The sequence below is a fragment of the Halalkalibacter hemicellulosilyticusJCM 9152 genome, assembly GCF_000513115.1.
GTDB classification, from domain to species: Bacteria; Bacillota; Bacilli; order Bacillales; family Bacillaceae_D; genus Halalkalibacter; species Halalkalibacter hemicellulosilyticus.
The window spans coordinates 72,926-86,442 of record NZ_BAUU01000014.1; the positions used below are offsets into that span (position 1 = coordinate 72,926).

General features: G+C 37.2%; 17 protein-coding genes. 9 read left to right on the forward strand and 8 right to left on the reverse strand.

What is annotated here, in order from left to right; translation table 11 throughout:
* Positions 1–57: 57 nt before the first annotated feature.
* The 7 genes from JCM9152_RS22955 to sspO all read right to left on the reverse strand — a co-directional run bounded on the left by JCM9152_RS22955 (position 58) and on the right by sspO (position 2,827).
* Entirely contained in the window at positions 58–357 is a 300-nt protein-coding gene (locus JCM9152_RS22955) for a hypothetical protein (protein ID WP_035343945.1), read from the reverse strand.
* 529 nt (positions 358–886) lie between these two features.
* On the reverse strand, positions 887–1,471 hold the full coding sequence (locus JCM9152_RS21395; RefSeq protein WP_052015838.1) for a TetR/AcrR family transcriptional regulator: 585 nt from the start codon (positions 1,469–1,471) through the stop codon (positions 887–889).
* Positions 1,472–1,502: 31 nt separating this feature from the next.
* On the reverse strand, positions 1,503–1,703 hold the full coding sequence (locus JCM9152_RS24290) for a DMT family transporter (RefSeq protein ID WP_439644203.1): 201 nt from the start codon (positions 1,701–1,703) through the stop codon (positions 1,503–1,505).
* The gene (locus JCM9152_RS24295; protein ID WP_439644204.1) at positions 1,700–1,858 is read right to left on the reverse strand and encodes a DMT family transporter; all 159 of its coding nucleotides are present in this window, start codon (positions 1,856–1,858) and stop codon (positions 1,700–1,702) included. Before JCM9152_RS24295 ends, JCM9152_RS24290 begins: the two co-directional genes overlap by 4 nt.
* The gene (locus JCM9152_RS10460; protein WP_035343947.1) at positions 1,818–2,171 is read right to left on the reverse strand and encodes a DMT family transporter; all 354 of its coding nucleotides are present in this window, start codon (positions 2,169–2,171) and stop codon (positions 1,818–1,820) included. The genes JCM9152_RS24295 and JCM9152_RS10460 overlap by 41 nt, the downstream gene beginning before the upstream one ends.
* 335 nt (positions 2,172–2,506) lie before the next feature.
* Entirely contained in the window at positions 2,507–2,650 is a 144-nt protein-coding gene (locus JCM9152_RS21870) for a small acid-soluble spore protein P (protein ID WP_060526030.1), read from the reverse strand.
* Positions 2,651–2,665: 15 nt separating this feature from the next.
* On the reverse strand, positions 2,666–2,827 hold the full coding sequence (gene sspO / locus JCM9152_RS10465; protein ID WP_035343949.1) for a small acid-soluble spore protein SspO: 162 nt from the start codon (positions 2,825–2,827) through the stop codon (positions 2,666–2,668).
* A 289-nt stretch (positions 2,828–3,116) separates the two neighbouring features.
* Between sspO and acnA the strand changes: the two genes are divergently transcribed.
* The 6 genes from acnA to JCM9152_RS10485 all read left to right on the forward strand — a co-directional run bounded on the left by acnA (position 3,117) and on the right by JCM9152_RS10485 (position 8,105).
* The gene (acnA, locus tag JCM9152_RS10470; protein ID WP_035343951.1) at positions 3,117–5,840 is read left to right on the forward strand and encodes an aconitate hydratase AcnA; all 2,724 of its coding nucleotides are present in this window, start codon (positions 3,117–3,119) and stop codon (positions 5,838–5,840) included.
* Positions 5,841–5,991: 151 nt separating this feature from the next.
* Positions 5,992–6,132 (forward strand): protein YpzF, encoded by a 141-nt coding sequence (ypzF, locus tag JCM9152_RS22830; RefSeq protein WP_162831723.1) that lies wholly within the window; start codon positions 5,992–5,994, stop codon positions 6,130–6,132.
* A gap of 20 nt (positions 6,133–6,152) precedes the next feature.
* Entirely contained in the window at positions 6,153–6,872 is a 720-nt protein-coding gene (locus tag JCM9152_RS10475) for a DUF421 domain-containing protein (RefSeq protein ID WP_035343953.1), read from the forward strand.
* Between the two features lie 47 nt (positions 6,873–6,919).
* On the forward strand, positions 6,920–7,057 hold the full coding sequence (locus JCM9152_RS21875; protein WP_148296472.1) for an FbpB family small basic protein: 138 nt from the start codon (positions 6,920–6,922) through the stop codon (positions 7,055–7,057).
* Between the two features lie 54 nt (positions 7,058–7,111).
* Positions 7,112–7,258, forward strand: a complete 147-nt coding sequence (locus tag JCM9152_RS10480; protein WP_035343955.1) for an acid-soluble spore protein N — start codon at positions 7,112–7,114, stop codon at positions 7,256–7,258.
* A gap of 382 nt (positions 7,259–7,640) precedes the next feature.
* Entirely contained in the window at positions 7,641–8,105 is a 465-nt protein-coding gene (locus JCM9152_RS10485) for a VanZ family protein (protein ID WP_035343957.1), read from the forward strand.
* On the opposite strand, the gene JCM9152_RS10490 is transcribed toward JCM9152_RS10485, so the two are convergent.
* Complete coding sequence (locus tag JCM9152_RS10490) at positions 8,102–8,725, reverse strand: TVP38/TMEM64 family protein (protein ID WP_035343959.1); 624 nt, start codon at positions 8,723–8,725, stop codon at positions 8,102–8,104. The two genes, JCM9152_RS10485 and JCM9152_RS10490, sit on opposite strands and share 4 nt — an antisense overlap.
* Before the next feature lie 183 nt (positions 8,726–8,908).
* On the opposite strand from JCM9152_RS10490, the gene JCM9152_RS10495 reads away from it, so the two are divergent.
* The 3 genes from JCM9152_RS10495 (at position 8,909) to JCM9152_RS10505 (ending at position 13,513) form a co-directional block, all read left to right on the forward strand.
* Entirely contained in the window at positions 8,909–9,484 is a 576-nt protein-coding gene (locus tag JCM9152_RS10495) for a copper resistance CopC family protein (protein WP_035343961.1), read from the forward strand.
* Positions 9,485–11,080: a CopD family protein gene (locus JCM9152_RS10500; RefSeq protein ID WP_035343963.1), complete on the forward strand. Its 1,596-nt coding sequence runs from the start codon at positions 9,485–9,487 to the stop codon at positions 11,078–11,080.
* 141 nt (positions 11,081–11,221) lie between these two features.
* Entirely contained in the window at positions 11,222–13,513 is a 2,292-nt protein-coding gene (locus JCM9152_RS10505; protein WP_035343965.1) for an AAA family ATPase, read from the forward strand.
* Positions 13,514–13,517 lie beyond the last annotated feature (4 nt).

Sequence of the window (13,517 nt, forward strand, 5' to 3'; positions counted from 1 at the left end):
GAAAAGTTTGGTTTTTAACTTTTTCAGTGCACTTTAAGCAATGTGCGTAATCGTTGTTTATTTTTGAAAATCTTGATACGATTGGGTTTCACTTATCAGGCGAGCTGTTAAGTAACAATAAAGGTGCTGATAAACAGGAGTCATTCTATCCAACCAACGGCCAGATTGTTTAACAAGGCGTTTAGGATAGAAATGCAAAAAAGTAAATGGTTTTGAGAAAAAACTGTTAGCATAGGCAGTTGGACAAAGATTATCATGCTGTTCTAAGAGATTACGTACGAACAGCACGGGCTCGACTACTTCTTCTTTGAAATGTTCATCGTGAATGCTCCAGCTGACTTCTGCTTTTTCTGCCACCTGCCTTGCTAGCTGTGCCGGGCTTCCATTGGCGACGAAACGACCACCTGTTAGAATTAAAATACGATCCGATAGTTTCTCTGCTTCATTTAGACTTATTTCGTCTTTCCAGGTGGTGGAATTGAAAAAGGAGAAACTGCTAAAGAGGTACGAGAGAAGCCTATGAAGAGTTTGGCATTGATATTGCCATAAAAGAATCTATTGTTGGTGGAAATTCTGCTACTGGTCAAGGTGAAGAATTCTCAGATGAAAGTAAAGGGACGTACATCATGGGTCTCGCGTTAATGGCGATGAACTTAAGAAAGTCCACCGCCATTAACGAAGAAAGGAGAAGAATTCACCTTTCTCACTATTCGAAGCGAGTTATGTCCCAGTCTCTAAATCAAAAACGTAAGGATGATACGATTGTGCCCGGTAAAAAAATCCTGTGCTTGTGACTTTGAAATGAAGGTTGAGCATTTTCTAACTTTATACATCAACAATGTACGACCTCAGCGAATTGATTCTATAGTAATCTAATTTACATATTTCACAAAGCCTGAATACCTTTCCAAAATACAGACCAGGTCATATTTAATCTATGTTCATATTCTTTATAGGGAGAACTCATCATATGATAAAGCATACCTTCTAATATGGTAGTAAAAGAAGTAACGATTGTTTCCTCGTCGATAAATTCGTTCTCTTTGTTATTCCTTAAGATGGAAAAAACAAGCTCTCGAATCTCTTCCTCTACTTGCTTATTCTTAGCTGTTATAAGTTCTTTAAAACTTTCCGGAGGGTAAATACCATACCTTTTAAGAAAAAAACCTTTGTCATTCATGTAATAGTATTTATTTAATTCGACTAAAACATGATACAATTTTTTTTCTATTGGAAAATCCGCTATAATAAAGGACTGTTGTTTTATAAACTCTAAATAATCTTCAATAACAAAACTTACAATTTGTTCAAAAAGGTCTTGCTTACTTTCAAAATAAGCATAAATCGAAGGGGTTTTAATTTTTACATTTTCAGCTATATCTTTAAGAGCTGTCTCCTCGTAACCATACGAGGAAAACAGCCTTAAACCTTGTGCTAATATCCTTTTTTTCGTTTCTTCACCTTTTTTCAATTTACTTTTCACCTCAGTTTGTTTAATTGCATCAGGTTATTAATTTTAAGCTTACTATACTAAAAATTATTCCGGCAACTAAAACAAGTTTTTTCGCACTCTTCGGTTCTTTAAACAAAAACATTCCAAGTAAAACACTTCCTGACGCTCCTACCCCAGTCCATATACCATAACCGATGCTAATAGGTATTTCGATTAATGCAACGGAAAGAAAGAAAAAACTCATACTCATAAATAAGATAAAAAGATGGAAGGTTTTAATTTTGAAAAACTCTCACTTAACTTTAGATTAATGATACCTATAACTTCAAACAGTCCAGCTAATATTAAAAATAACCAATACATATTAAACATCTCCTCCTGCGCTTTTCTCGTCTTTTGGCTCATCAGAAATTAATTTTAATCCAATGATACAGCTAATTAAAAGAACAACCAACACAATCTTGGTCAAACTCACGGGATCTCCTAAAAGTGTCATACCTATTAAAGCCGTGCCAAAAGCACCTAGACCAGTGAATACTGCATAAGCTGTCGAAACAGGAAGCGCTTTTAAGGTTTTAGCGAAAAACCACCAACTAAGGGCTAATAATATAAGTGTCGGAATAACAATTTCTATTCTCGTAAATCCCTCTGAAAAACCTAGTCCAAGTGCCCAACCTACTTCAAGAATTCCTCCAATAATTAAGTACACCCATGCCATAATAATCTCTCCTTTGAATTCTAAATCTAACTAATGATCGTTAGATTTTTACACAAAAATTTTTTACCTTGTATAATCTATTTAATTATAAGAAATATGACCATTTTTAAACAGCTCCTTCCACATTATCTAACTAACATACGTTAGATTTTATAATATTTATGTTGATTTTGCAAGGGAAAAGTTATCATTTAATTCAACTAGAATGTTTATTATATTTTAGATTTCTTTTCAGTGGGGCCTCGCTTCACATGAATAAGCTCCCAGATTCTCGCGAGGAAGAGAAGGGCATTCAAGGAGGCGACTTATTTGCACCTCCCATATTCTTATTTCAGTTAATTCCTTCCAGCGTGTGCTTGATGAGTATGGTTGTGTTTCTTTACCTTTTTCGATCCACTTAATGGAGCGGGCTGACTATTGGATTGGTGGTTTTTTTGCGCGTTTCTTCTTTGATCTGAATACGTATTATGCTCTGTCATTATACATGCCACCTCTTACTGTCTTTTTTTTGTTTTTTTATTATTCTGTCTCTGCATTTCCGTTAATGGCTCCCCTGCTGCCTCTTGCATGTATCCGCTATTAATACCAGCATCTTTTCCTTGGGCACTTTTAGCAGTCATGGATGTCACTTGATGTTTGGATTTCTTTTTAACCAAGGTTGTGTCACCTCCAATGTTAGTTTTTGTTTTTAATAAGTGAATATTCATGTTTGACATGTCATGTTTTAGGTGATTTTCCAGTCGATTAACTTAAAGAGACTACATAATTTGACGATGTTTGAGAAAAAATGCAAAAAGACGTTTATTCTTGCCTTAACTTTTGATATTCTTAAATAGGGTTATTTGCAAGTTAATGATTAAAGCGCTTCATTAACAAGTAAGTCCAGATATTTAGACAAGAGAAAAAAGTTGATGTATGATAGTTTTGTAAAGGAGGGGCATACATATGTCGCAAAAAAATGATGTATTTAAGGCACGTTCATCCTTTTCTTTGGATGGAAAGAAAATTAACTATTATTCTTTAAAAGCCTTAGAAGATGCCGGTATTGGAAACGTTTCAAGTTTACCTTATTCGGTAAGAGTATTGCTTGAATCTGTACTTCGCCAATATGATGGTTATGTAATCAAGAAAGAACATGTTGAAAACCTTGCAAATTGGGGAACCGACAAATTAAAAGAAATTGATGTACCATTTAAGCCATCCCGAGTTATTCTTCAAGACTTCACTGGGGTTCCAGCTGTTGTTGACTTAGCCTCACTAAGAAAAGCAATGGCAGATATGGGTGGAAATCCTGATCAAATTAACCCTGAAATTCCGGTTGATCTCGTTATTGACCATTCCGTTCAAGTTGATAAGGCAGGAACAGATGATTCATTAGAACATAACATGTTTCTTGAATTTCAACGTAACCAAGAGCGTTACGAGTTTTTGAGCTGGGCGAAAAAGGCATTTGATAATTACCGTGCAGTACCACCAGCTACAGGCATTGTTCACCAAGTTAACTTAGAATATTTAGCTAATGTTGTACACTCTGTTGAAGAAGATGGAGAAACAGTAGCTTTTCCTGATACTCTAGTCGGTACTGACTCTCATACGACAATGATTAATGGTATTGGTGTACTCGGTTGGGGTGTTGGAGGTATTGAAGCTGAGGCAGGAATGCTTGGACAGCCTTCTTATTTCCCTGTGCCAGAAGTAATTGGTGTGAAGTTTACAGGTACACTTCCAAGTGGAACGACTGCTACTGATGTAGCGTTAAAGGTTACACAAGTACTACGTGAGAAGAAAGTGGTTGGGAAGTTTGTTGAATTCTTTGGTCCTGGACTAGCAGTAATGCCGCTAGCTGATCGTGCGACTATTTCTAATATGGCACCTGAGTATGGCGCAACATGTGGTTTCTTCCCAGTAGACGAAGAAGCATTAAATTACATGCGCTTAACAGGTCGTTCAGAAGAGCAAATTAAGCTTGTAAAAGAATACAATAAAGCCAACGATTTATTCTATGTTCCGGGTGAGACGCCTGATCCCCAGTACACAGACATTGTTGAAATTGATTTAAGTACGATTGAAGCTAATCTTTCTGGTCCGAAGCGTCCACAAGATTTAATTGAGCTTAATGATATGCAAAAGTCATTCCGTGATGCTGTTGTTGCACCTCAAGGAACACAAGGACTGGGCTTATCAGAAGCTGAATTCGATAAAAAAGTTGAAGTGACATTTAAAGACGGTCGTAAAACGACAATGGAGACTGGTTCAATTGCGATTGCAGCCATAACAAGCTGTACGAACACATCAAATCCATACGTACTAATTGGTGCGGGACTTGTTGCAAAGAAAGCAGTTGAAAAAGGTCTTCAAGTACCTGATTTCGTTAAAACCTCTTTAGCACCTGGATCGAAAGTTGTTACAGGTTATCTAACTGATTCGGGACTTCTTCCATACATGGAAAAGCTAGGATTTAATATTGTAGGTTATGGCTGTACGACATGTATCGGGAACTCAGGCCCGTTAGCTGATGAGATCGAAGAAGCAGTTGCTGCGAATGATTTAACGATTACATCTGTACTTTCAGGGAACCGTAACTTCGAAGGACGAATTCATCCTTTAGTTAAAGCAAATTACCTTGCTTCACCTCCTTTAGTTGTTGCATATGCATTAGCTGGTACAGTAGATATTGATTTACGCAATGACTCATTAGGAAAAGACCAAGACGGCAATGAGGTTTATTTTAATGATATCTGGCCATCAGCTGAAGAAATTGCCAAAGTTGTCAAAGAAACAGTAACTCCTGAGTTATTCCGTCGAGAGTATGAGGATGTCTTTGATAGTAATGAAAGCTGGAATAAAATTAAAACAACGGATGATGCACTGTATAAGTGGAATAATGATTCTACGTATATTGCTAACCCACCGTTCTTTGAAGATTTATCTCCTGATCCAGAAGATATCAAACCATTATCTTCACTACGTGTGATCGGTAAGTTTGGCGATACGGTTACAACTGACCATATTTCACCAGCTGGTGCGATTGGAAAAGACACGCCTGCAGGTAAGTACTTGATTTCTAAAGGCGTTGAGCCAAGAGATTTCAATTCATATGGATCAAGACGTGGTAACCACGATGTGATGATGAGAGGGACGTTCGCAAATATCCGTATTCGTAACCAAATTGCTCCAGGTACTGAGGGTGGGTACACAACTTACTGGCCAACAGGTGAAGTCATGGCGATTTATGATGCGGCAATGAAATATAAAGAAGACGAAACAGGTCTTGCGATTTTAGCTGGAAAGGATTACGGAATGGGTAGTTCTCGTGACTGGGCAGCTAAAGGAACAAACCTTCTTGGTATTAAGACGGTTATTGCTGAAAGTTATGAGCGAATTCACCGAAGTAACCTTGTTCTTATGGGAGTGTTACCTCTACAGTTCAAGGAAGGTGAAAGTGCTGAAACGTTAGGATTAACAGGTGAAGAAGCGATTGATGTTCAAATTACAAATGATGTGAAACCTCGTGATGTTGTGAAAGTAATTGCAACAGCTAAAGATGGTGCAACAACTGAATTTGAAGTAGTCGTTCGTTTCGATAGTGAAGTAGAGATGGATTACTATCGTCATGGTGGTATTCTGCAAATGGTGCTTCGCAACAAGCTTGTTGATGCCAAAGCATAATGTGCTTTTAACAACTGAATGAACGAATCCATTTTAGGGTGATCGAAAGATGTGAGCACAAATTCTTTCGGTCACCCTTTTTATGTTGTGACACATAAGATTTCAAACGGTGTGCAAACTAGTATTATTAAAGATAAGGAGTGGTTGAGAAATGGGTCGACAAAAGAAGGGAAATGCGAATGCGCAACGCAATAATAATGCAAAGAAATACGGTAAAGAAAATCATTCTGAAAATAAATTTGCGTCTTATGCTGAAATGGAAGCGGAAAAAATGGATCGTGAACAAAAATAGCCAGTAACGGAGGATTTCCATTGTTCGAATTTTGGACTGGAGGCGAAGCAATTCCCATTTGGGGCTTTGTCGTACGAGCAACAATCGTTTATGTGTATATCTTTCTTATTGTAAAAATATTAGGTCAACGTTCAATGAGCTCTATTGATGCACTTGATTTCATTTTTGGTGTCGTCATTGGGGATATTTTAGGAGAGCCATTAACTGATGGCTCACTACCATTAGGAGGACCTGTGAGTGCAGCAGCAACGATTGCAGCTCTGCATCTCGGACTATCCTATTTTGCCTTGAAGGCTCCACGTTTCAGACGTGTCATCGAGGACGAACCCATTATTTTAATGAGACATGGTGTTATTCTATACGAAGAGTTAAGAAAGGCAAAAATTACGTTAGAGGCGTTTATGATGGATTTGCGATTAAGCAGTGCTAGTGATTTAACTGAAATTGATTATGCGATATTAGAAATGAATGGGCAAATTAGCGTTATAAAGAAGTCAAGTTATGAAAGTGTAACCTTACGAGATATGAATAAGAATACCGTTTCAAAAGGGTATTCAACCGTTTTAATTGAAGATGGTGAAATTATTGAGGCTAATGTGAAAAAAGTTGGAACGATTGATTGGTTGCGCAATGAGATTCATAAGCAAGGGTATGCAAATCCAAAGGATATTTTCGTTATGACGATTGATGAAGCAGGACAAACATATATTAGTCCTAAAAATATTTCAATGAATGTATAAAAAAAACCTCTTCGTTTAAAATGGGTAAAAAAGAAGAGGTGACGTTTATGAAAAGAAGGAAAAAACCATCATTAGCTAATTTAATTCACGAAAATCGATTGCAGCTATTAAATAATCCAAAAGAATTAGAGAGGATAGAGAAGCGTTGGGAAGAAAAAAGAGCCCTTAATCATTTGGATATATAAGGGTGGCATAAGGGGGACTACTTGGAGAAACGCTATGAATGAGGAGGGATTTGTATGAAAAGTACGAGTACAAAATCAAACTTTGCTCAATTTCGCCCCGATCATCTAGGGACTCAGCCTGTCAAATCGAATCGAAATAATGGAAAGAAAATGAATACAAAAAGTTCGAAGCAACCTAACTATATACCACCTAAAGGTTAATAAATGAAAGGTCTGTCTTAAAGATACATGAAATCTTTTAGGGCAGACCTATATTTTTATTTACAGAGGAATTGATCAAATTCGAGGAAGGAAGTGTGGGAAAAGCATAGATGATGTCGGTATACTCAAAGGAGAGCGACGACTTTGTTCGTTACATGTTTTTCTGAAAAAACCCCACTTTCAGAAAAACTGAAAACCGCTGTAACGACTCCGCACGTCGCATTAAAGAAAAGACGCTATCGCGTTTTTCTTATTTCACACTTTCTTCAAAAATGAATGTTAATATGAAGCCTATGTGGTAAAATGTTAATTTGATGCGTCTGAATAATTCGGTTATTGCATAAAAACATAATAGGACGAGTATTTGAAATGGGGGAGGAAGTTGAAGCTGCATCAAATTCTAACATTTATCTTTATTATTTACATCATTGGTTTATTATACATTACATTGTTAGCATGGAATTATGGAGCATCCCTCGGTCCTGCAGGTCCAGGTGGTCGTAATTATAATATTATACCGTTTCGAAGTATATATCGAATCGGTGTATTTAGTCCAAGTTTGGTCGATCCAATTCGAATATTAATCGGGAACATCGTTCTATTTTTGCCCTTTGGCTTTTTAGTACCTGCTTTATTTTCACAATTACGAAAGCTGATTGTTGTAATGGTTTTAGGCTGTTTAACATCAATAAGTATAGAAGTTAGCCAATTTGTATTTACCCATCGTGTAGCCAATATTGATGATGTTATATTAAATACTCTCGGTGTACTAATCGGTTATATAGCTTTTTCGATATTGTACAGTTTAAGAAGACGTATTATTGTTTTTATGAGCAGTAGTCTTTAACGAATTTGTTCTCTTCTTTTGAATAAGCGAAAGAAGAAGTATACGACAGCTAAAAATGTTCCATAAAATACAGCAATCAACAATAGATCTTTCGGTTCGTTTACAATCGTATTACCAACAACGGCAAATAGAATCATTGAAGGCATTTTGCCTAAAGAGGAAGCAATCGTATAACGAACAAAGGACACTTTACTTAATGCAGAATAAATATTCACGATAATCGATGGAATAATCGGGATCAGTCGTGTTAGAAATATGGTCATAAAGGCATTTCGTTCAAATAAGCCCGTTAGTTTTGCGACATAATCATTATGGTATAACCACTTTTTTCCCCAGCCGCGATAACCATAGCGTACAAAGCTAAACATCACAATAGAAGCAAGAGATGAGCCTATCCATGTTATGATACTACCAATAAAAGGGCCGTACGCAGCTCCTAGAACACCGCCGATAATCGGGTAAGGTATGATAGGGAATAAGGAAAAAAGCGTTGCTAGTATAATAGTCAGGAAGGCATAATCCGTTCCTCCAGCGCGAATCCATTGGAGCAAAGAATCGCCATATTGGTAAATTAGAAAACCGATGATGATGTATCCGATTAGGATAATGAGCTTTTTCACATGTCTCTTCCTCTCTACAAAATGTAACGTAACTATTCTCTCATGTTTGCATGATTTTGTCTTTACGTTTGAAAGAATGTTCGTAATGGTGACGAAAATCTTTCATTTGATTGCGTAACAAAACTAATTGTATAGTAAACAAATGAACACTTTATGAAATATCAAAGTAGGGAAGTGCTTAAAATGAAAAGAAAGAGTTATTTACTAGCATTGATTAGTATAAGTGTACTACTACTACCAACAATTGTATCTGGACATTCGTATGTAGAAGAATCAGAGCCAAGTGAAGGTGAACAGGTAGAAATAGTGGAAAAAATTGTATTAACATTTAATGCCGGAATTGAGAAAGTAAGTACAGCAACCGTTATAGGTGACGAAGGTGAAGTTGAAGGCACCGTGGAAGTGGAAAGTCCTGTGCTAACGATTTACCTTGAGGACATGCTTCCATCGGGAGAGTATGAAGTGCAATGGCAAGCTTTAGGTGAAGATACTCATACAACGGAAGGATCTTTTTCATTCATTGTTGATGCACCGTTAGAAGAAGAGATAGATGAGGAATTGGAAGAGATAGCCGAAGGGCAAACTCCTTCTATTGAGGTTGAGTCTGAGACAGAGCAAGTGACTGAAGAAAGCGAAGAGGTTATCGAAGAAGAAAATGATAGAGATGATGATCCAAATTCGATCGTCTTACCTATTGCTATTGTTAGTCTAATCATAATTCTAACGCTTATTTTTCTATTAAGAAAGAAGAGACGATAAATGATTGAATCCATTGCAAACTGGCTTTTGTATGTTTGTTTATCATTTGTAATCGGATATACGATTTTACAAGCGATTTCGCAAAAACGAAGACCAGAAATTATGGGAGATAAGATTTATTTAATTTCTATATTTATTACCCCTTTACTGTTAGCTGTTCCTGTAGGCAGAGTCGTATGGGTGTTGTCAAATCAATTTGGTCTTTCATGGATAGAAAGTATTCAAACCGTTTTATTTGAGTATTCAGTAGGCCAAGCGTGGTTTCTATCGATTATGATTGTTTTCGTCTTAATCACATGGAAAAATAAAAAAAATGGTTGGCAACAAGTTATTCTAGCGGCTTTACTTGTTGGATTAGCTAGCTGGTCGTCTCATGCAGCTTCTATTGCAGGCTGGGGCGGGTTCGTGGGGAATTATATTCATTACTTAGCTGTTACCGTATGGATTGGAATATTAGCTGTTGTTTCGTGGTTTTCAGTTGATGATAAAATTCCTTCGCCTTTCTTTAAATGGTATTCACTCACTGCGGCGTTTTCAGTTTCTGCGATTATCCTCTCAGGGTTTTTGTTAATGGGGGCAATTGTACCGGAATACGTTCAATCGTGGCTTCTAACATATGGTCAATTGTTACTGATTAAACACTTACTTTTCTTGCCTTTGCTCGCTTTTGGTTTCCACCATCTTGTACTTGGGATGAAAGCGGAGATCACGAAAACGGGCTTAACAAAACAGTCATTTAAAATTGAGTCTGTACTAGCTTTTGTTATTCTACTTATATCAGGTATGATGACCGAACAGACACCTCCACATGAAGTGGTGAGAACCTTACAAACAGAATCGATTACACCAATGATGCAGCTATTTATCGGAGATGCTGTTCAAATAGGGGTTATTCATTTAACCGTTTCGAGCATCGCCCTTATCACCCTTCTATTAAGCTGTCTATTATTTCTATATGGCCTTTATCAATTGTTAAAAAAACAAACCAATTATCGCTCCGTTATTTCATTTGTAATCGCCATTATCGGGATTTATTTTAGCTTCATGATGTTCGTTGAGGTTGGAGACAATCAGGTTGATGAAACGGTTTATCAGACTTTAGAGCAAGCACTTATGCAAAATTACGAAGAGTCGACGGAGTTGGTCGTTCTAAAAGAGATGGAAGTTGAAAATGAACGTTATGTTGTTTACACCGTAAATGGTGATGATTTAGTGGCAGAGCGTTTAATCAAGGTTGAAGATGGTTATCAGCGCCTTCCAGTTGCGATGTTAACCATTGGTGGGACTTCTGTTAGAGAGGAAGAACAAAAAATTCGAACATTCCGTGTTCAGAGTGGGAATTGGCATGATGATGACTTTGTATATACGTATGTGACATTCGGAATGATTCAAGAACCTGAGGATGTCGTACGTGTTCAAGTTCATTATGAAGGCGGATCGTATATTGCTCAGTTAGAAAATGAGGTTTTTTTAAATGTCACTTCAACGAATGACGCTTGGGATGATCAACATCCAATTGACTTTTTGGCGGAGGATGGTACAGTCATTGAGACATATGCACGTAATGTCATGGAAGAAGGAGTGTACTGCCATTAAGGAGGTAGGCACTTCTTTTCTATAGTCAAAGGTAAGACGGGCAACGCATTTCTCTTAACAAATGACATAAAAACTGTTTAAATGATTTTAGAGGAATCAATTATTAGTCCACTTAATACAACTGCAAAGTAGGTGATACAGTTGCTACGAGAGAAAGGGTCAAAGGAAGAGATTATTCATATCATACAGAGTGTACAATCAGGGAAAAAGAATCTACGTGAAGCGGATATATGGCAATTAATGAATCAAGCAGAGAAGTATGATGACTTTCCATCTGATATGCTGTCTACATTGTACATATGGTTAGCAAAGTCTCGATTTGAGCGTATCGGTTTTGTCGATGCAATGACGAATGAATGGCTAGAACATGTGGATAAAATCGATTCGACCAGTCAAGAAGTGTTAGAGATGTACGTTGAGCAGTTGTTCTCGATGTTAAAAAAATTACCGATACCAACTCGCTTTCAACCAATTCGTGAGACAGATAATAGTGTAACAAAGAAGGAAACAGCCAGTAACTATTTTAAGATGATTGCTGATTTTGACCATCAATTGCATGACATTCAGAACGCATGGAATAAGGTTTCGGATCGAATGATAAGTCATTCTGAAGACTCACGTATAGAGCAAGTAAGAATGGCAATGGAGCAAGTTAATTCACTTGAAGAAATGCTTCATAAGCTTAAGAAAACGACAAAAAGGTATTTGGATTCACTACAAGGTATTTATCATTCTGTTCAGCTTTATGGTGAGTTATTGAACATGATTAAGCAAATTGAAACGACTAGTCAAAAGTGGCATGATTTAATGAGGAACGTCAATGAGGAACAACATGTTTCTGCGATTAATGAATTGGAAAACATGGTTGGCTTAGAAGAAGTTAAGAAACGAATTAAGAAACTGTATCAATATTTAGATTATCAGCAAGAACGAATAAAAAAAGGATACCAATCGAAGGATGGTCTAAATTTACATATGATTCTAACCGGTAATCCAGGTACCGGTAAAACACACCTTGCTCGCTTAATCGCCAAAATTTATTATGAATTAGGACTTTTGCAACGACCTGATGTATTAGAGGTCGACCGTTCTCAGCTAGTAGGTGCCTATGTCGGACAGACAGAAGAGCAAACGATGAAGCTGATTGAACAAGCAAATGGTGGAGTTTTATTTATTGATGAGGCATACAGCCTAAAACGATCAGGAGTTTCAGCTAATGATTATGGACAAACGGCAATAGATACACTTGTTGCAGCAATGACAGGACCAATGGCAGGGTCATTTGCAGTTGTGTTGGCTGGTTATCCAGTAGAAATGAGAGCCTTTTTGCGAGCGAATCCAGGTTTAAGAAGCCGTTTTCCTGAACATAACATGATTCATATTGAGGATTATTCGATAGATGAACTGTTAGAGATTGGTGAAATGATAGCAGTTGAAAATGATTTTCTTCTTACAACGGAAGCAACGTATGAGTTGCAAAAGAGATTAGAAAAAGCGAAGGTAGATGACTCGTTTGGTAATGCCCGTACGACAAAATCATTCATTCTTGAAGCGATCTTTCAAAAAGGAGCAAAAGTATCGATTCCATTTGCGGAAGCTGATGATTTTGTTTTGCTTCATGCAGAGGATTTCCAAACAGATGAGAAACGAACTGAGGAGAAAAGGGCGTTAGATGAGCTGAATGATATGGTTGGTTTAGATCATGTTAAGGAAGAAATTCATTCTCTCGCATCGTTCGTCCGAATCCAACAAAGACGCCGTGAAGAAGGGCTTCAAACGTTACCATTAGAACTACATTCTGTTTTTACGGGTGAACCAGGAACGGGTAAGACAACAGTAGCTAAGCTATTCTCTAAAGCCTTAAATGAATTAGATTTATTAAAAAGAGGGCATGTGGTTGTCGTTAGTCGAGCCGACCTAGTTGCTGGTTATATTGGTCAAACGGCAGAGAAAACGAAAGAAAAGGTTAAAGACGCATTAGGTGGAGTATTATTTATTGATGAAGCGTACAGTCTGTTAAGTGGTGGACAAGGTGACTATGGTAAAGAAGTGATTCAAACACTCGTTCAAGAGATGACAGAGAATGAAGAAAATCTCGTTGTTATTATGGCCGGATATGAACGAGAAATGAACGAATTACTTGATAGTAACCCAGGGCTTCGCTCACGCTTCAAAAAGACTGTACACTTCCATCCGTATACAGCTGATGAATTAATGGAAATTGTTGAAAAGAACGCGAAAGAAACTGGTTATTTCTTAACAAAAGAAGCGAAAAAGAAAATGAGAATTCTATTGGATGAGGCTCATACGGGGCAAGCACGGTTTGCGGTAGATCGATTTAAACAGGCTGTTCAGTCTCAATCCGTTCGATTAAGTGCGTCACAAGCGTTAACAAAAGAAGCCTTAATGACGATTACGGAAGAAGATATTTAATTAA